Consider the following 17,340-nt stretch of genomic DNA (forward strand, 5'->3'; position numbering starts at 1 on the left):
ACGCTGCCAGGCGAAGCGAAAGAACAGCACATTGCGGCTGTTCTTTTTTTGTTGTTTCAGTTTGAAAGCTGGCGGCGTGGGGGTGGTTGATATCTCACAATAGATGGTCGATATCCGCCCCGAGTTGATTGATATAGCTCTGAGGATGCTTGACATCTCGCAAAAGTTGGTCGATATCACCTAATACAGCCAGCCACAAAGCTGCAGCCACCCTCCTGCCAGGCCAAAAAAACGCAGTTCCAGCAGACCTTTTTATATAAAAAGCTTGCTTCCGCGCACCATCCAGGCCGGGTCCGGCATATCAATAAGGAAAAGTGATTAATTTGGAGCCGGCCTTGTCCATTCAATGAAGAGAGAAAGTCAATCAAAACGGGGCAAACTTGCTTTGCGCGGCACAAAACAAATGCTGTTCATTTTTCATAAGACATACAAAGATGGACAGCGGGGCACATACAATAGAAATCAAGTAATCTTTGGAAACGACTATTCGAAAAATTGTATATAATAAATGTTGCTGGGCAGAATAAGTGTATGGAGGTGGAGGAAATGGATTACAGTTCCGAAAAAAAACAGGCAGGGGAAAATTGTGTTGTTTGCGGCCAGGAGAAGGTAGCAGGCATACATCTGTACACTTCATTTATCTGCACGGAATGTGAGAAAACAATGATTCATACGGAAACAAGCGATCCAAATTATAAATTTTTTGTGCATCAGCTGAGAAAAGTCACCAAACCAGAGATATATTCATAAAGCTCAAAAAGAGCTTTATTTTTTTGCCAAAAGCCATGAATCTCTAAAACCTTCATTCTATGTCATGTATTCTCTTATGTGCCACAAAAGGCGGAGCAAAACATGAGGTGATTTGGTAAAATAGACAAGTAACTATTTTTTAGGAATATGGTGAGTGTATGGACCAGAAAAGGACGCCTTTGTATGACCGGCTAATTCACCACGCGGAATCGGATCCTGTATCTTTTCATGTACCGGGCCATAAGTACGGCGAGGTATTTCCCGAAAAAGCAAAGAGGTACTTTAGAGAGATGCTTAAGCTTGATGCAACTGAGCTAACAGGGCTCGATGACCTGCATTCCCCTGAAGGGGCGATTCTTGAAGCGGAGGAGCTGTTGGGCAGTCTGTACAGTTCAAGAAAAAGCTATTTTCTTGTTAACGGATCAACCGTCGGCAATCTGGCGATGATCCTTGCAACACTTGGAGAAGATGATGTTGTGCTTGTTCAGCGCAATTCACATAAATCGATTATGAATGGAATTCGGATGGCAAAAGCACATCCGGTGTTTTTGCGGCCCGAAATAGGGGAAGATGGAAAGATAGCAGGCGGGGTATCCCTCGAAACGGTCAAAGCGGCGATCGAGGCGTTTCCTGCTGCAAAAGCTCTCATCCTGACATACCCGAATTATTTTGGCATGGTATATGAACTCGGCGCAATCATTGAAGCTGCTCATAGCCGCAATATTCCCGTACTGGTTGATGAGGCCCATGGCGTTCATTTTATCGCAGGGGAATTCTTTCCCACATCAGCTGTCGCACTAGGAGCGGATGCAATCGTCCAGTCGGCTCACAAGACGCTGCCAGCCATGACGATGGGTGCTTTCCTGCATATTAACAGCACCAGGCTGTCACTTGAAAAAGTCGGAGAGTATTTAGCAACCCTCCAGTCAAGCAGTCCTTCCTATCCGCTCATGGCATCGCTCGATCTTGCCAGAAGCTATCTAGGGACGTTTAAATGTAAGGACAGACAAGCGCTGGCAGGTAGGATCACGGAGTTTCGAGATAAAATCGGAAGCATGCCAAATCTTGACGTTTTGCCAGTAAACGGCGGAGACCCATTGAAGTTGACAATCAAGCTAGCTGGCGGTCAGACAGGATACGATTTTCAGCGGCTGCTTGAAGAAGAAGGACTTTACAGTGAACTCGCAGATCCTTATCATGTCCTTCTGGTTCTGCCGCTTTTAAAGCAAGGCATGTCTGATAGACTGGATGAAGCTGCAGGAAAAATAAAAGCTGCGGCCTTAAAGCTCGTCCCAGCCATATGTGGGCCGGATTTTCCATTATTTGTGCAGAAGCCTTTTAGTACCATGGCTGCAGGATTCCATGAAATCAGTAAAATGGACGAAGTAAAAGTGCCGCTTGCGGAAGCAGCCGGGCAGATTTGCGCAGAAATGATCATTCCATACCCGCCCGGTGTACCCCTTTGCATGCCAGGTGTACGGATCAGACAGGAAGAAGTGGAACAGCTGCTGTTTTTAGTCAGCCATGGAGCCAAAATCCAGGGGGGCAGCCTTTTGCAGGAAGGGTTATTGAAAATTATAAAATGATGCATATACTTTGGAGGTATTTATAGATGAACAGTGGTTGTTTCATTTCCATCGAAGGCCCCGAGGGCGCAGGGAAAACAACAATTATCAACATGCTGGCCAACGAACTGATCAAGGGAGGCAGAGATGTTGTTGCGACCCGTGAACCGGGAGGTATCGATATTTCCGAACAGATTCGGGGGGTTATTTTAAAAAAAGAAAACACCATGATGGATGCCAGAACGGAAGCCCTCCTCTATGCTGCAGCGAGGCGGCAGCATCTTGTTGAGAAGGTCGAGCCCGCGCTGGGGTCAGGGAAAATAGTCCTCTGTGACCGCTTTATCGACAGTTCTCTTGCCTACCAAGGCCATGCAAGGGGCCTCGGTGTCGAGGAAGTTTACTTGATTAACCGGTTTGCTATCGAAGAAACGATGCCCATTTTAACCATCTACTTTGATCTCGACCCTGTAGTAGGGCTCGAGAGGATTAATCAGCATAGAGATCATGAAGTGAATCGGCTTGATTTGGAGAATATAGAGTTCCATCGGAAAGTCCGGGAAGGATATCTTTTGCTTGCAGAAAGATTTTCCTCAAGGATTGTGACGATTGATGCATCACAGCCTTTGGAACAGGTTTTTAAGGAAGCGTCTGAAAAAATTGAAGAACTGTTGCAGCGAATGAAGCCTTGAAGTGATCTTTAAGGCTTTTCATCAAATTTGTGTATGGCAGAGGCTGGGAGTTCCTGTTTTGCCACTGTCTGCACATTAAAATACTGTTATAATAGAATTAATAATGAACGGAAGATTACGAACAACGGAGGGAATCGATATGAAGTTAATTATGGCTGTGGTGCAGGATCAGGATTCGAACCGTCTTTCAAATGCGCTTGTTGACCACAATTTCCGGGCAACGAAACTCGCGAGCACCGGCGGATTTTTGAAATCAGGTAATACCACGTTTATCATAGGGGTCGAAGATATCAGAGTGGAAAAAGCGCTGCAGATTATCAGGGATAACTGCAAGTCGAGGGATCAGCTGGTAGCACCCGTCTCTCCAATGGGAGGAAATGCAGATTCCTATGTCCCATATCCCGTTGAAGTGGAAGTTGGCGGGGCAACTGTTTTTGTAATGCCTGTGGAACAGTTTCACCAATTTTAAAAGCAATGCGGGCGGAGGAACACTGAAAGATGAAAATAAATCAGGATATGAGACTTGGAATCGATAATATCAGGCAGGAACAAAAGCACCTGCCATCAGGCAGCATTAAATTTAATGATCTTGTCCAGAAGCAGGAGCATAAAATGCATGTCAGCCAGCTGCAGCAGCTTTTAAGTGAAATAAATACAGCAGGGGAAAGGCTGGCAAGGTCGAGGACATTCAAGGACATGGCGAAGTTTAAGACACTTGTGAAACAGTTCGTAAAGGAAACGGTCGACTTCGGAATGGGATTGAAGCAATCTCACAGCTGGAACCAATACGGCGAGGGAAGGTCTCTCAAGACTGTCAAAACAATCGATGAGAAGCTTGTGGAACTTACAGAGTCGATCATGAACAAGGAAGAGCTGCCAATCGACATTCTTGGGAAGATCGGCGAAATCAAAGGACTATTAATCAATTTATATACGTAATGAGGAAATGCTAATTTTTAATGTAAGAGAGTGATGGAATTGGCAAAAACGTGGGACGAATTGGAACGCTTGCAGCCGACTGCGCTGAAGATGCTAAAGAACAGTATACTCAAAGACCGGGTCGCCCACGCTTATTTATTTGAAGGGAACAGGGGGACCGGTAAAAAAGAAATCGGTCTCCTCATGGCAAAAAGTGTTTTCTGCCATTCGCCTGAAGACGGCTATAAACCATGCGAAATGTGTGTGAACTGCAGAAGGATCAATCATGGTAATCATCCGGATATCCATGTTGTCGAACCGGATGGCCTTTCCATAAAAAAAGCGCAGATACATAGCCTGCAGGAGGAGTTCTCCAAGACCGGGGTAGAGTCTAGTAAGAAGCTCTATACCATTGTCCATGCGGACAGGATGACTTCAAATGCTGCCAACAGCCTCCTCAAGTTTCTAGAGGAACCGCATCCCGGGACGCTGGCTATTTTAATGACAGAACAGGCGCAGCAAATGCTGCCAACCATTATTTCAAGGTGCCAAATTATTGGATTTCGGCCATTATCCTCCACAAACATGGAGAGAGGACTGGAAGAAGAAGCGGTAAACCCACACATGTCACGGGTGTTGGCGCAACTGACGAATAACCTCGAGGAAGCGCTGGAACTTAGCCGTGATGATTGGTTTGCACAAGCACAAAAAATAGTGGTAAAATTGTATGAAGTGTTGAAAAAAAAACCTCTTGAAGCTATGGTGATGCTTCAGGAAGATTGGTTTCCGCACTTTAAGGAAAAAGCACAAATCGATCGCGGTTTGGATTTATTACTTCTTATTTTTAAGGATTTATTATATATCCAGCTTGGCAAGACAGAGAAAATTGTCAACCTGGGTGAACGTTCCCGCTTGGAGCAATATGCGCTGCAGACATCCGGACGGCGTCTGACCGAACAAATGGCAGCAATCCTGGAATCAAAAAGGAAACTGCAGGCCAATATGAACCCCCAGCTAATGATGGAAGAGCTGGTGTTAAAATTGCAGGAGGGATCTTCATTTGTATGATGTAGTAGGTGTCCGCTTTAAAAAAGCGGGGAAGATATATTACTTTGATCCCGCAGATCTCCCAATAGAGAAAGACGATTTCGTTATCGTGGAAACGGTGAGGGGCGTGGAATACGGACGGGCCGTGACCAGCCGCAAGCAGGTGGGTGAAAACGATGTTGTCCTTCCGCTCAAAAAAGTCGTCAGGATTGCGGATCATAAGGATCGTCTCATAGTCGAGGAAAATAAAGCAGCTGCCTCAGAAGCGTATAATATATGTTCTGAAAAAGTGAATGAGCATCAGCTTGATATGAAGCTTGTCGATGTTGAATATACATTCGACCGCAATAAAGTGATTTTTTACTTTACTGCGGATGGAAGGGTTGATTTCCGGGAGCTCGTCAAGGATTTGGCGTCAATTTTCAGGACAAGGATTGAGCTTCGGCAAATCGGCGTCCGTGATGAGGCCAAAATGCTTGGCGGAATCGGGCCATGCGGCAGGATGCTGTGCTGTTCAACTTTCTTGGGGGATTTTGATCCCGTATCGATTAAAATGGCAAAGGACCAAAACCTTTCCCTCAATCCTACCAAAATTTCAGGTCTGTGCGGCCGGCTGATGTGCTGTTTGAAATATGAGAACGATGAGTATGAAACAGCGAAGGAGCTGCTGCCGGACATTGGCGAGATCATCGTCACTCCGAACGGCCCGGGGAAAGTCGTGGGGCTGAATATACTGGAGCGAATCATGCAGGTAGACGTTACCGGGCAGGAGCGGGTGCTTGAGTATACGCTTGAAGAAGTGCTGAAAGAAGGCGCCGTTTCGATACAATCATCCACGGATTAATGAGGTGGAAAAGGTGGATAAAAAAGAAATTTTCGACGCAGTCAGTAATATGGAATCGCAAATTGGCAACCTGTATCAGCAGCTTGGCGAGTTTAAACAGCATTTAGCGGAAGTTCTTGAAGAGAACAATACGTTAAAGATTGAAAATGAACATTTAAGACGCCGTCTGGAGCAAACCGCGGAGACAAAGGATGCTAAAGGGAAGAAAAGCGGCAAGGGGAAAGCGGGTAAGGACCATAATCCAATGGATATTGGGGAAGGCTATGATAATCTTGCCCGTCTTTACCAGGAAGGCTTCCATATTTGCAACCTGCATTTTGGCAGCCCGCGCAAAGAGGGAGACTGCCTGTTTTGTTTATCTTTCCTTAATAAAAAGTAAAATGTGGCCTCCCCCGTACAGGGGAGGCTATTTTTCAAGAGATAAGAAAGCATGCTTCGATCACTGTCCAGCCACCAATGAAGGTGTCGGAAGCATTAGCATCGCACGATTTTAAAGCAATAGCTTATTCCGGAGGTACACTATGGTCAATCTGAAAGAGGATGAAAGGCTCGACTGCCTGTTGGCGGAAAACTTGAGGATTATCCAGAGCCCATCCGTTTTTGCATTTTCGCTTGATGCCGTGCTGCTTGCAAAGTTTGTCTATGTCCCGATCCAAAAAGGGAACTTGATTGATTTATGCAGCGGAAATGGCGTAATCCCTCTCTTTTTAAGTACGAGGACAAAAGGGACTCTGACTGGTGTCGAAATTCAGGAAAGGCTGCATGACATGGCGCAGCGAAGCATTTCCTACAATGGACTGGAAGAACAGATCACGATGGTGCATGGTGATATCAAGGAGATGCCGAAAATGCTTGGCTATGGAAAATACGATGTGGTCACGTGCAATCCACCATATTTCCCAACACCAATGAAAAGAGAAAGAAATGAAAACGAGCACCTGGCGATCGCTCGGCATGAGATTCTCTGCACGCTTGACGATGCAGTCAGAGTTTCAAGCCAGCTTGTTAAACAGGGAGGAAAAGTAGCTTTCGTCCATAGGCCCGGGCGCCTGATTGACATTATTGAAACAATGCGGAAGTACAGGATTGAACCAAAGCGCATCCAATTTGTCTATCCTAAGGCCGGCAAGGATGCCAATACCCTCCTTATTGAAGGAATCAAGGACGGGAAGCCGGATTTAAAGATACTTGAGCCTCTGGTTGTCTACAATGAGAATGACGAGTATACCGAGGCGGTAAAGGAAATCTTATATGGAAGAGGATAAGCATTATTTTTATGTATTATCCTGCCGTGACGGCAGCTTGTACGCAGGCTATACGAATAATCTAGAGCGCAGGCTAAAGCTCCATAATGAAGGACGGGGAGCAAAATACACGAGGGGCAGGGGACCAGTCCGCATTGTGTACTTCTGTGAGTATCCTGAAAAGGGAATGGCGCTTAAGGCGGAATACGCTTTTAAACAGTGGACGCGCAGAAAAAAAGAAGATTTCTTAATGAAAGAGACAGGTGGCCAATATGCAGCAGCAAAAAAGCTTTGAACGGGAAAATGAAAAAGGGATTCTCTATCTCGTGCCTACGCCGATTGGAAATCTTGAAGATATGAGCTTCAGGGCCATCAGGATTCTCAAGGAAGCGGATTTGATAGCGGCCGAAGATACAAGGAACACCAAAAAGCTGTGCAATTACTTTGAAATTTCCACGCCTGTTGCTAGTTACCATGAGCACAATAAGGGAGCAAGCGGACAGAAAATTGTCGAAAGGGTAAAACGGGGAGAAAAGGTTGCTGTGGTAAGTGATGCAGGGATGCCGACTATTTCCGATCCGGGCTATGAACTAGTGACAGCTGCGATAGAAGAAGGGGTAGCTGTTGTGCCGCTCCCGGGAGCAAATGCTGCTCTTACCGCGCTGATTGCTTCCGGGCTTGTGCCGCAGCCGTTTTTCTTCTACGGTTTCCTTAACCGAAGCAAAAAAGAAAAGCGCAAAGAGCTTGCAATCTTAGCAAAACAGGAAGCGACGATGATTTTCTACGAAGCGCCGCATCGGCTGAAGGAAACACTCTCCCTAATGGAAGAAGCGCTCGGCTGCAGAAAAATTGTTTTGTGTAGGGAACTGACGAAGAAATTTGAGGAGTTTATCAGAGGAACCATTCCAGAAGCAAGAAGCTGGGCTGAAACAGGGGAAACCCGCGGAGAATTCTGTCTTATCGTTGAAGGGTCAGGCCAAATAGAGGAAAATAAAGAGGATGATTGGTGGGAGGAACTAACACTCGCCGGTCATGTTGAACACTACATGAACGAGGAAGGATTGTCATCAAAAGACGCCATCAAAAAGGCAGCAAAAGACCGGAACATAAATAAAAGAGAAGTCTACCAAGCCTTTCATGTAGAGTGAAAAGAAAAGCGTAAACGCCCGTTAATGCGCGATAAAGGAAACACGAAGAGCGTTAGCGATTCGATGTTGACTTATAACGCTAAGGGCGCGCAAGTCCTGTGCGCAATCTCAGCACTTGGACTTCCTGTCCGTCGCAGCTGGACAAAGAAAAGCGGAAGGTAAATGGCGGTTTGGTTGATATAACCTGATAGGTGCTCGATATCCGTTCCGTGATGGCAGATATCTCTCCATGGATGGTTGATATATCGCCAAAATTGGTAGATATCCCGAAAAATCAGCTTGTTCAAAAGCACCAGGAACTCCAATCAAGCTGAAAAACGCCATATCAGTAGCTAGTTTAATTAAAAAAAGCTCACCTCACGCACCATCTAGCCCATCTTACTTATAAAAAAAAGCTTCTCCACTTGGGAGAAGCTTACTTGTATTGTAATTATTTTACTGGCTCGAAAGAATCTTGAATCTCTTTCAAAAGCTGTTCTGCACCTTCACGGCTTAGGATCAGCTTGCCACCAGCAAGAGTGATGTTGTTGTCGGATACTTCGCCAGTGACGTGGCAAGTCATGTTTGGCTTGTATTTTTTCAAGATGATTTTGTCATCATCCACATAAATTTCAAGAGCGTCTTTCTCAGCAATTCCCAAAGTCCTTCTCAGTTCAATCGGAATAACCACACGGCCAAGCTCGTCAACCTTACGTACGATACCAGTAGATTTCATAATAAATAATCTCCTCTCCATGATGGGTTTTTCTATGATTCGTCATTTTTCGACATTTATTTTTATATTTTTAATAATACCAGCCATTCCCATATACGTCAATAATTTTATTTTAATTTTTTAATAGATTTTAGAAATGCAATAAAACCTTGGTGTAATAAGGTTTTTCCGGTATTTAAAATATTTAATAGAAACAAATTAGTAGAGATTTATTATTAAAATGTTTTTGTTCAGAAAGTATTTTTTGGGAATCGAAATAAATTTCGACAGAATCCAACACTAACGCACGTTTTCCAGATACACCGGATTTTGGGGTTTTAATTCCGTTTTCGTGAAGTTGCGTTATTTAGCATTATTAGGTATATTTTGAGGATAATGATGTATTGATTACTTAAGCTTTTCAGGCTGTTCCTGACGGGGTCTAAAGGCTCGGCAAAAAACAGCAGGGAGTTCAAATAAGGAGGAAATTGTGATGGAGGAAAAGTTAAAGACGTTTTATCTCACAACGCCAATTTATTATCCAAGTGGCAATCTTCATATTGGTCATGCCTATACAACGGTCGCTGGCGATGCAATGGCAAGATATAAGAGGCTCCGCGGCTATGATGTCATGTATTTGACAGGTACTGATGAACACGGCCAGAAAATCCAGAGAAATGCTGAGAAAAAAGGAGTAACCCCGCAGCAGTATGTAGACGAGATTGTTTCAGGGATTCAAGAGCTATGGGGAAAGCTAGACATTTCCTATAACGATTTTATTCGGACAACAGAAGACCGGCATAAGCAAATTGTCCAAAAGATATTTGCGCATTTGCTGGAACAGGGGGATATTTACCTGGATCAATATGAAGGCTGGTATTGTACACCTTGTGAATCCTTTTACACAGACCGCCAGCTCAAGGAAGGGAACTGCCCGGATTGCGGCCGTCCTGTAGAGCTTGTCAAGGAAGAGTCGTATTTCTTCAAGATGAGCAAGTATGCGGACAGGCTCTTGCAGTATTATGAGGAAAACCCTGATTTCATCCAGCCTGAATCGAGAAAAAATGAAATGATCAACAATTTTATCAAACCGGGTCTTGAGGATCTTGCCGTTTCACGGACAACGTTCGATTGGGGCATTAAAGTGCCAGGGGATGCAAAGCATGTCATATATGTATGGATAGACGCTTTGTCCAACTATATTACCGCGCTGGGATATGGTACGGATGATGACTCGAAATACTTGAACTACTGGCCTGCCGATGTCCACATTGTCGGTAAAGAAATCGTCCGTTTCCACACCATCTATTGGCCAATCATGCTGATGGCGCTTGATCTGCCTTTGCCGAAAAAAGTATTCGCGCATGGCTGGCTGCTGATGAAGGATGGGAAAATGTCCAAATCCAAAGGGAATGTAGTGGATCCTGTCATGCTGATTGACCGTTATGGACTTGATGCACTTCGCTATTACTTGCTTCGTGAAGTTCCTTTTGGCTCAGACGGCGTATTTACACCAGAAGGGTTTGTTGAAAGAATCAACTTTGACCTAGCAAATGACCTGGGGAACCTTTTAAACAGGACAGTTGCCATGATCAACAGGTATTTCGACGGTGAGATTCCGTCCTACACAGGTTCTGAGGGAGAGTTTGAACAGCAGCTCCTCGAAATGAACAAAGAGACGGTTGAAAAGTATGAAGAAGCAATGGAAAAAATGGAGTTTTCCGTGGCGCTGACTTCCATTTGGCAGCTAGTCAGCCGGACTAATAAGTATATTGATGAGAAGCAGCCATGGGTACTTGCGAAGGACGAGGAAAAGAAAGCTGAACTTGGCAGTGTAATGGTCCATCTTGCAGAATCACTGCGCATGATTGCCATTCTTCTGCGTCCGTTCCTGACAAGGACACCTGATAAAGTATTCAGTCAGCTGAACATCCAGGATGAAAAGCTAAAAGGCTGGGAAGGATTAGAGGGCTTCGGTTTAATCCCTGGAGGCACAAAGGTCCTTCAAGGAGAACCGATATTCCCGCGTCTGGATATGGAAGAAGAAGTGTCCTACATCAAAGAGCAAATGCAGGGAACTCTGCCGGCTAAAGAAGAAAAGCCCGAGCAGGAACCTGAAATAGCCATCGATGACTTCATGAAAGTCGAATTGCGCGTCGCTGAGGTTATATCTGCAGAGCCTGTGAAAAAAGCGGACAAGCTTCTAAAGCTCCAGCTTGACCTTGGTTATGAAAAACGGCAGGTAGTTTCTGGAATAGCACAGCATTATACACCGGAGGAGCTGAAGGGGCAGCGTGTTATCTGCGTTACAAACCTGAAGCCGGTGAAGCTGCGCGGCGAATTGTCCGAAGGGATGATTTTGGCGGGTTCGAAGGATGGAAAGCTTGCGCTCGCATCCGTGGCGGAGTCATTGCCGCTTGGAGCGAGGGTGAAGTAATAGCCTGATCGGGAAGCCTTTAAAAGGTTGAAGTTAACATAGAAATGTTTCACGTGTAACATTGGCGGGTAAACATTTCTATGTTTTTCTTATTTTCTGCAATCAGCCCGGTTTTCATGTCTTTTGGCTCATGTTTTTTTCGGGCCGAGGCAAAATAGTTGCAAAACCGACAGAAGATTAGGTAAATTCAAGAGGCTGGGAATACTGGAAACAAAATTGCAGGAAATAGGACATAAACAGAAAGAACCACAAGAACAATATAGTATACCCAAAGGAGTTAAAACGATGCTGTTTGACACGCACGTCCACCTAAATGCGGAACAATTCCAAGAAGATCTCCCTGACGTAATCGAAAGGGCAAGGTCCGAAGGGGTTGAATATATGGTTGTTGTCGGCTTTGACCGGCCAACGATTGAAAGAGCGATCGAGCTCTGTGAAGAGCACGATTTTATCTATGCAAGTGTAGGCTGGCACCCTGTTGATGCCATCGATATGACTGACGCAGACCTTGATTGGATCAAGGAACTGTCATCACATCCGAAAGTTGTCGCTCTTGGTGAAATGGGCCTTGACTATTACTGGGATAAATCGCCGAAAGAAGTTCAGAAAGAAGTCTTCCGGAAGCAGATCCGGCTTGCCAAAGAGGTTCAGCTTCCGATTGTAATTCATAACCGTGAGGCCACCTCGGATATCATGGAAATCCTGAAGGAAGAAAACGCTAGCGAGGTAGGCGGCATCATGCATTGCTTCAGCGGAAGCCCGGAAACGGCAGAACAATGCCTGGACATGAATTTCTATATCTCCCTGGGCGGCCCAGTCACATTTAAAAATGCCAAAAAGCCAAAAGAAGTGGCGGAGGCAGTTCCGCTCGACCGCTTGCTCATTGAAACAGATTGTCCGTATCTCGCTCCGCATCCCTACAGAGGGAAGAGGAACGAACCGGCATATGTAAAATTAGTTGCAAGCCAAATTGCTGAACTGAAAGGCGCAACATTTGAAGAAATTGCCGAGGCTACAACCCGAAATGCAAAAAAAGTTTTCGGCATAAAATGATAGGAGATGCTGTCGATTTATAAGCCTACTTGTCTGAATTTTTCTCATTTCTAAACGTTCTACACGGAACTCCTGTCACATAGGATAACCGTGTCGAGAACTCTTTCTTTATTTTTACAAGGGGTTCTTGCATAATTATGATTGCGTTCTATCGAAAGGAGGGCCAGGTTGACATATCGGCAGCGTTATCTATATAATCACTCGAGTAAAGGAGGCGTTTTTCATAGCAAATATAAATATGAAAAACATGTTTTCCCAATCTTTGAGTAGAAGGAAGCTGGCGATCCTTTCTGCTAGTTTGCTAGTGTTCACAGTGGCTCTTGGTTTCTTCATGTACGAAGGTACGAAGAAGACGGTTGCTTTGACACTGGATGGCCAAGAAAAAGTTGTAAAAACACACGCAGACACCGTTCAGGATATATTCGATGAACTAGACATCTCTCTTGGCAAGGAAGACTATTTATCGCATGAAGCGAACACAAAGATAAGGGACGACCTGGAGATTGTGTGGAAACCCGCAAAGCCGGTCACAGTCTTGCAAGAAAAAGATAAGAAAACGTATTGGTCTTCAGCGGACACAGTAAAAGAGTTCCTGGAGGAGCAGGACATTGTCCTCGGTAAGCATGACAAAGTAAGCCCAAGCCCGGACGCAAAATTGAAAAAGAATGCACACATTGCTATTCAGAGGGCTTTTCCGCTTAAGCTCGTTGTGGGCGGGAAAGAACAGAAATTATGGTCAACTTCGACTACGGTCGCTGACTTTTTATCACAGCAAGGGGTTAAACTGAGTAAGATGGATCGGGTTGAACCTACACTTAAAGAGACAGTCACAAAAAACGCCGTGATTAATGTCATCAAAATTGAAAAAGTCACCGATGTAGTGGAAGAACCAATCAAGTTTGCCGTTGTCACGAAAAATGACAGCAATCTGGAACGCGGGAAACAGGAAGTGGTTACAGAAGGACAGGATGGATTGGTCTCAAAGAGTTACGAAGTCATCCTTGAAAATGGCAAGGAAGTTTCCAGAAAACTTATCAGTGAGAAGAAGCTGAAAGATAAGCAGGATAAAGTGCTTGCGATGGGCTCCAAAGTTGTTGTCCAGCAAGTGTCACGAGGCCAGGAAGAGCCTCAGGGCAAGGAATACTATGTGGCTTCCACTGCCTATACGGCGGATTGCAATGGCTGTTCAGGCTTTACCGCAACAGGCTATAATCTAAGGGCGAACCCGAATGCCAAAGTAATCGCAGTCGATCCAAGCGTGATCCCGCTTGGCACAAAGGTTTATGTTGAGGGATACGGATACGCGATTGCAGCAGACAAAGGTTCTGCAATCAAAGGTTACAAAATTGATGTATTCTTCCCGTCGAAGTCTGATGCCTATCGCTGGGGAACAAGACGTGTGAAAATTAAAATTCTTAATTAGTGTGCCGAAGCAGGGGAGAAATCCCCTGCTTTTTTACTGCGATAAAAAAAGTTCCAAAGAATATTTTGTGTTTTGGCGCTTATTTTTATGATACTCGGTTTTAAGGTATAATAAACATGATTAAACAAATCGACCGAAAGAGATTCATTTATATAGACGTTGAATGTTTCAATTTTGTTTCAAATTTTTCAAATAAAAAACGGAGGAATTATGAAAATTAGAGAAGTCATTGTGGTGGAAGGAAAGGACGATACAACAGCAGTCCTTCGGGCAGTGAAAGCAGATACCATTGAAACGAACGGGTCTGCCATCAGCCCCTCCACGATTGAAATGATACGGCGAGCTCAAAAGACGAGGGGTGCCATTATATTTACCGACCCGGATTATCCGGGCGAAAAAATCCGCAAGACCATTGCTGAAGAAGTATCGGGCTGTAAGCATGCGTTCATAGAAAAGGAACAGGGATTGCCGAAGCATGGCCGGGGTGTCGGGGTTGAACACGCATCGGCAGAAACAATCCGGCAGGCCTTAAAGGATGCCGTGATGATGAATGAAACAGCACGGGAATGCATCACTTTTGATGACCTGGTGACAGCTGGGCTGATTGCAGGCCCCGGTGCAAAGGAAAGACGGGAAAAGCTTGGAAAGTTATTAAAAATCGGATATACGAACGGGAAGCAGCTCCATAAAAGGCTGATGATGTTCGAAATCAGCGAAACAGAATTTGCAGCAGCTGTTGAAACAGTCAGACGGGAGGATACACATGCATAAAGACATCGCAACACCTGTCAGGACAAAGGAAATACTGGACAAGTATGGTTTTTCCTTTAAGAAGAGTCTGGGACAGAACTTTTTGATTGACACCAATATTTTAAAAAGAATTGTGGACCATGCCGGGCTGACAGAAGAAACAGCGGCCATTGAGATTGGGCCGGGAATCGGGGCCCTAACCGAACAGCTGGCAAGAAGGAGCAGGAGGGTCATTGCGTTTGAGATTGACCAGCGGCTGCTTCCTATCCTTGCCGATACTCTGTCACCGTACGAGAACGTCAAAGTGATCCATGAGGATATATTGAAAGCAGATGTTAGGCAGGTCCTGAAGGAAGAAGGGGAAGAAGGCAGCGAGCTGATGGTTGTTGCGAATCTTCCGTACTATGTCACCACGCCGATTATCATGAAGCTTCTTGAAGAGAAATTGCCGATCAAAGGAATTGTCGGCATGCTCCAGAAGGAAGTGGCCGACCGGATCACAGCAAAGCCGGGAACGAAGGAGTACGGCTCTCTATCGATCGCTGTCCAATATTACACAGTGGCTGAAACGGTGATGGGCGTACCGAAAACGGTTTTTGTCCCTCAGCCTAATGTCGATAGTGCTGTCATCAGGCTGATGGTGAGGGAGGAACCTGCAGTAAAAGTAAAAGATGAAAAATTCTTTTTCTTTGTGTCGAGGTCAAGTTTTGCCCAGAGAAGGAAAACAATCCTCAATAATTTGACGAGCCAGCTTCCTGACGGGAAAAATAAGAAAGAACAGATTATTGCAGCGCTGAAGGCGGCAGGAATCGAAGAGTCCCGCAGGGGAGAAACCTTATCGATTGAAGAGTTTGCTCGACTTAGCGACGAGCTGTACCCTATATTCTCATAAAAAAGTCCGCGCATGCGGGCTTTTTTTTGTCTACCAAGCAAAAGCTGCCGTGTTTCACATGTATCCCAGCCTCTGCATAGCCTATCAAAGGAAAAATATTCTTGGATGCCCGGCTGCGGGCTGCTTGGAGTGACGATGGTGAACATAGGACTCATGGATATTGTCGGAAGGCTTTCCTATAACTGCGATATAATGTTCCGGGTCATCGATATAAGGGTGGAGAACGGGAAAAAGACAGTCATTCTTTACGGAGAAGACTTCCGGCTTGCAGCAGATGCCCCGTATGAGGACTTGGTGCGGATGGACGCGGTAAAGGTACAGCGTCTTACGGAAGAGTGCAGGTCATTGGAAGAGCAGTCTTTCAGGCTGTTTCGCCAGGATGTCGACTTGCTCCTTCAGAAGCAGGAGTATGAGGTGACTGAAGGATACAGCAAGTCGAAAAGCTATTTTCAGATGCCCGGAAGGGTTCTCCATCTTGATGGCGACAGCAATTACCTTAAGAAATGTCTTACTTTGTATGAAAAAGTGGGCGTTCCTGTTTACGGAATCCACTGTAATGAAAGGGAAATGTCGTCCAAGATTGGCGGGCTGATAGAAACTTACCGGCCTGATATCCTGGTCGTCACGGGGCATGATGCCTATTCAAAATCAAAAGGCGAACCTGGAGACATCAATGCATACCGCCATTCCTGGCATTTTGGTCAGACGGTTAAAGAAGCGAGAAAGAAAGTTCCGCATCTCGATCAGCTTGTCATATTTGCAGGTGCATGCCAATCACATTTTGAATCTCTTATCCAGGCTGGAGCAAACTTTGCCAGTTCCCCGTCCCGGGTGAACATCCATGCGCTTGATCCGGTTTATATCGTGTCGAAAATAAGCTTTACACCTTTTATGGAAAGGATCAATGTCTGGGATGTACTGAGGAATACCCTGACAGGCGATAAAGGGCTTGGCGGGATTGAGACAAAAGGCGTTTTAAGAACAGGAATGCCATTCAATAAAAAGTATTAAGAGTAGTTGACAGCCGCCGGATATGCGGCTGTTTTTTTTATGCTGGGGCAGAATCGGGGTTCCGGGTTTATTTTTTTTTGCTTACATAATTTATCCCCAAAAGGGTCACGCTAAAAATGTTCAAAAATAAAAGGAAAAACCGATGAAAAAATGTTGACATTTAATTTTGCGGACTGATATAATTTATGTTTTTGTTTGACGAAATAGGGTCAACGTGTTATACTTGACAATAGTGAGGTGGATCGAATGCCAAAAACATTATCGGATATCAAAAAAGCTCTTGATTCAAATTTGGGAAAAAGACTTTTGCTGAAAGCGAACGGTGGACGCAGAAAGACGATCGAGCGTTCAGGTGTTTTAGCTGAAACTTATCCTTCCGTCTTTGTCATCGAACTGGACCAGGATGAGAATGCTTTCGAACGTGTATCATATAGCTATGCGGATGTTTTGACGGAAACGGTGCAAATTACTTTCTATGAAGATGCAGCAGGTAACATCGCCCTAAGCTAGGGTTCATAAATAACTGGCAGTGGACAAGCGTTCTCTGCTTTTTAATTTGTCTTTTATTTCTTTCTGCAGGTGACAGGGAAAATCATCCGTGTATGCTTACAGAGGTTTTATAAAATAATAAGACTGCCGCTTTGCCATAGGAGGGATACCTGTGGGCAGAAGAAGGGGAGTTATGTCGGAAGGCTTTAAAGAAGAGCTTGCCAAGGAACTTGGTTTCTATGATGTCGTCCAGAAGGAAGGATGGGGCGGCATCAGGGCGCGCGATGCGGGCAATATGGTCAAACGTGCGATCGAAATTGCTGAGCAGCAGCTTATGGACCAGAAACGGTAACTTAACAACAGAGCTACCTGCTGTCCTGCCTGAT

General features: G+C 45.0%; 20 protein-coding genes. 19 read left to right on the forward strand and 1 reads right to left on the reverse strand.

Going from position 1 to position 17,340, the window contains the following annotated elements; all coding sequences use genetic code 11:
• Positions 1-546: 546 nt before the first annotated feature.
• The 11 genes from D1970_RS01300 to rsmI all read left to right on the forward strand — a co-directional run bounded on the left by D1970_RS01300 (position 547) and on the right by rsmI (position 8,205).
• Positions 547-750, forward strand: a complete 204-nt coding sequence (locus D1970_RS01300) for a sigma factor G inhibitor Gin (protein ID WP_246370327.1) — start codon at positions 547-549, stop codon at positions 748-750.
• Between the two features lie 158 nt (positions 751-908).
• A complete protein-coding gene (locus D1970_RS01305) occupies positions 909-2,336 on the forward strand; it encodes an aminotransferase class I/II-fold pyridoxal phosphate-dependent enzyme (RefSeq protein ID WP_119111086.1) in 1,428 nt (475 codons plus the stop codon).
• Positions 2,337-2,362: 26 nt separating this feature from the next.
• Entirely contained in the window at positions 2,363-3,004 is a 642-nt protein-coding gene (gene tmk / locus D1970_RS01310) for a dTMP kinase (protein WP_119111087.1), read from the forward strand.
• Positions 3,005-3,143: 139 nt separating this feature from the next.
• Positions 3,144-3,473, forward strand: coding sequence for a cyclic di-AMP receptor DarA (darA, locus tag D1970_RS01315; RefSeq protein ID WP_119111088.1), 330 nt, complete (start codon positions 3,144-3,146; stop codon positions 3,471-3,473).
• A 29-nt stretch (positions 3,474-3,502) separates the two neighbouring features.
• On the forward strand, positions 3,503-3,943 hold the full coding sequence (locus tag D1970_RS01320; protein WP_119111089.1) for a YaaR family protein: 441 nt from the start codon (positions 3,503-3,505) through the stop codon (positions 3,941-3,943).
• 39 nt (positions 3,944-3,982) lie between these two features.
• Complete coding sequence (gene holB, locus D1970_RS01325) at positions 3,983-4,990, forward strand: DNA polymerase III subunit delta' (RefSeq protein ID WP_119111119.1); 1,008 nt, start codon at positions 3,983-3,985, stop codon at positions 4,988-4,990.
• A complete protein-coding gene (locus D1970_RS01330) occupies positions 4,983-5,813 on the forward strand; it encodes a PSP1 domain-containing protein (protein ID WP_119111090.1) in 831 nt (276 codons plus the stop codon). The genes holB and D1970_RS01330 overlap by 8 nt, the downstream gene beginning before the upstream one ends.
• Positions 5,814-5,826: 13 nt before the next feature.
• Positions 5,827-6,192, forward strand: a complete 366-nt coding sequence (yabA, locus tag D1970_RS01335; protein WP_119111091.1) for a DNA replication initiation control protein YabA — start codon at positions 5,827-5,829, stop codon at positions 6,190-6,192.
• A 142-nt stretch (positions 6,193-6,334) separates the two neighbouring features.
• A complete protein-coding gene (locus tag D1970_RS01340) occupies positions 6,335-7,078 on the forward strand; it encodes a tRNA1(Val) (adenine(37)-N6)-methyltransferase (protein ID WP_119111092.1) in 744 nt (247 codons plus the stop codon).
• Positions 7,065-7,352, forward strand: a complete 288-nt coding sequence (locus tag D1970_RS01345) for a GIY-YIG nuclease family protein (protein ID WP_119111093.1) — start codon at positions 7,065-7,067, stop codon at positions 7,350-7,352. Before D1970_RS01340 ends, D1970_RS01345 begins: the two co-directional genes overlap by 14 nt.
• Positions 7,330-8,205, forward strand: a complete 876-nt coding sequence (gene rsmI, locus D1970_RS01350) for a 16S rRNA (cytidine(1402)-2'-O)-methyltransferase (RefSeq protein ID WP_119111094.1) — start codon at positions 7,330-7,332, stop codon at positions 8,203-8,205. Before D1970_RS01345 ends, rsmI begins: the two co-directional genes overlap by 23 nt.
• A gap of 430 nt (positions 8,206-8,635) precedes the next feature.
• Here rsmI and abrB read toward each other — a convergent pair whose 3' ends face one another.
• Positions 8,636-8,920 carry a transition state genes transcriptional regulator AbrB gene (abrB, locus tag D1970_RS01355; protein ID WP_119111095.1) on the reverse strand — a complete coding sequence of 95 codons (285 nt, stop codon included), beginning with the start codon at positions 8,918-8,920 and terminating at the stop codon, positions 8,636-8,638.
• Positions 8,921-9,392: 472 nt separating this feature from the next.
• On the opposite strand from abrB, the gene metG reads away from it, so the two are divergent.
• The 8 genes from metG to D1970_RS01395 all read left to right on the forward strand — a co-directional run bounded on the left by metG (position 9,393) and on the right by D1970_RS01395 (position 17,306).
• Positions 9,393-11,336 carry a methionine--tRNA ligase gene (gene metG, locus D1970_RS01360; RefSeq protein WP_119111096.1) on the forward strand — a complete coding sequence of 648 codons (1,944 nt, stop codon included), beginning with the start codon at positions 9,393-9,395 and terminating at the stop codon, positions 11,334-11,336.
• A gap of 285 nt (positions 11,337-11,621) precedes the next feature.
• Complete coding sequence (locus D1970_RS01365; RefSeq protein WP_119111097.1) at positions 11,622-12,389, forward strand: TatD family hydrolase; 768 nt, start codon at positions 11,622-11,624, stop codon at positions 12,387-12,389.
• Positions 12,390-12,627: 238 nt separating this feature from the next.
• On the forward strand, positions 12,628-13,812 hold the full coding sequence (locus D1970_RS01370) for a resuscitation-promoting factor (RefSeq protein ID WP_119111098.1): 1,185 nt from the start codon (positions 12,628-12,630) through the stop codon (positions 13,810-13,812).
• 210 nt (positions 13,813-14,022) lie between these two features.
• Positions 14,023-14,583 carry a ribonuclease M5 gene (gene rnmV, locus D1970_RS01375; RefSeq protein WP_119111099.1) on the forward strand — a complete coding sequence of 187 codons (561 nt, stop codon included), beginning with the start codon at positions 14,023-14,025 and terminating at the stop codon, positions 14,581-14,583.
• Positions 14,576-15,454 carry a 16S rRNA (adenine(1518)-N(6)/adenine(1519)-N(6))-dimethyltransferase RsmA gene (gene rsmA, locus D1970_RS01380; protein WP_119111100.1) on the forward strand — a complete coding sequence of 293 codons (879 nt, stop codon included), beginning with the start codon at positions 14,576-14,578 and terminating at the stop codon, positions 15,452-15,454. Before rnmV ends, rsmA begins: the two co-directional genes overlap by 8 nt.
• A 105-nt stretch (positions 15,455-15,559) precedes the next feature.
• Positions 15,560-16,465: a sporulation peptidase YabG gene (gene yabG, locus D1970_RS01385; RefSeq protein WP_281373594.1), complete on the forward strand. Its 906-nt coding sequence runs from the start codon at positions 15,560-15,562 to the stop codon at positions 16,463-16,465.
• A 246-nt stretch (positions 16,466-16,711) separates the two neighbouring features.
• Complete coding sequence (veg, locus tag D1970_RS01390) at positions 16,712-16,975, forward strand: biofilm formation stimulator Veg (protein ID WP_119111101.1); 264 nt, start codon at positions 16,712-16,714, stop codon at positions 16,973-16,975.
• 151 nt (positions 16,976-17,126) lie between these two features.
• Positions 17,127-17,306 (forward strand): small, acid-soluble spore protein, alpha/beta type, encoded by a 180-nt coding sequence (locus tag D1970_RS01395; RefSeq protein WP_119111102.1) that lies wholly within the window; start codon positions 17,127-17,129, stop codon positions 17,304-17,306.
• The last annotated feature ends 34 nt before the right edge of the window (positions 17,307-17,340 follow it).

Origin of the sequence: Mesobacillus zeae (genome assembly GCF_003570705.1) — a bacterium.
Lineage (GTDB): Bacteria > Bacillota > Bacilli > Bacillales > Cytobacillaceae > Mesobacillus_C > Mesobacillus_C zeae.

Excerpts from the sequence above, each read along its gene's own strand:
- D1970_RS01300 (WP_246370327.1), top strand. The coding sequence starts at position 547 with ATGGATTACAGTTCCGAAAAAAAACAGGCAGGGGAAAATTGTGTTGTT.
- D1970_RS01305 (WP_119111086.1), top strand. The coding sequence starts at position 909 with ATGGACCAGAAAAGGACGCCTTTGTATGACCGGCTAATTCACCACGCG.
- tmk (WP_119111087.1), top strand. The coding sequence starts at position 2,363 with ATGAACAGTGGTTGTTTCATTTCCATCGAAGGCCCCGAGGGCGCAGGG.
- darA (WP_119111088.1), top strand. The coding sequence starts at position 3,144 with ATGAAGTTAATTATGGCTGTGGTGCAGGATCAGGATTCGAACCGTCTT.
- D1970_RS01320 (WP_119111089.1), top strand. The coding sequence starts at position 3,503 with ATGAAAATAAATCAGGATATGAGACTTGGAATCGATAATATCAGGCAG.
- D1970_RS01340 (WP_119111092.1), top strand. The coding sequence starts at position 6,335 with ATGGTCAATCTGAAAGAGGATGAAAGGCTCGACTGCCTGTTGGCGGAA.
- D1970_RS01345 (WP_119111093.1), top strand. The coding sequence starts at position 7,065 with ATGGAAGAGGATAAGCATTATTTTTATGTATTATCCTGCCGTGACGGC.
- rsmI (WP_119111094.1), top strand. The coding sequence starts at position 7,330 with ATGCAGCAGCAAAAAAGCTTTGAACGGGAAAATGAAAAAGGGATTCTC.
- abrB (WP_119111095.1), bottom strand. The coding sequence starts at position 8,920 with ATGAAATCTACTGGTATCGTACGTAAGGTTGACGAGCTTGGCCGTGTG.
- metG (WP_119111096.1), top strand. The coding sequence starts at position 9,393 with ATGGAGGAAAAGTTAAAGACGTTTTATCTCACAACGCCAATTTATTAT.
- D1970_RS01365 (WP_119111097.1), top strand. The coding sequence starts at position 11,622 with ATGCTGTTTGACACGCACGTCCACCTAAATGCGGAACAATTCCAAGAA.
- D1970_RS01370 (WP_119111098.1), top strand. The coding sequence starts at position 12,628 with ATGAAAAACATGTTTTCCCAATCTTTGAGTAGAAGGAAGCTGGCGATC.
- rnmV (WP_119111099.1), top strand. The coding sequence starts at position 14,023 with ATGAAAATTAGAGAAGTCATTGTGGTGGAAGGAAAGGACGATACAACA.
- rsmA (WP_119111100.1), top strand. The coding sequence starts at position 14,576 with ATGCATAAAGACATCGCAACACCTGTCAGGACAAAGGAAATACTGGAC.
- yabG (WP_281373594.1), top strand. The coding sequence starts at position 15,560 with ATGCCCGGCTGCGGGCTGCTTGGAGTGACGATGGTGAACATAGGACTC.
- veg (WP_119111101.1), top strand. The coding sequence starts at position 16,712 with ATGCCAAAAACATTATCGGATATCAAAAAAGCTCTTGATTCAAATTTG.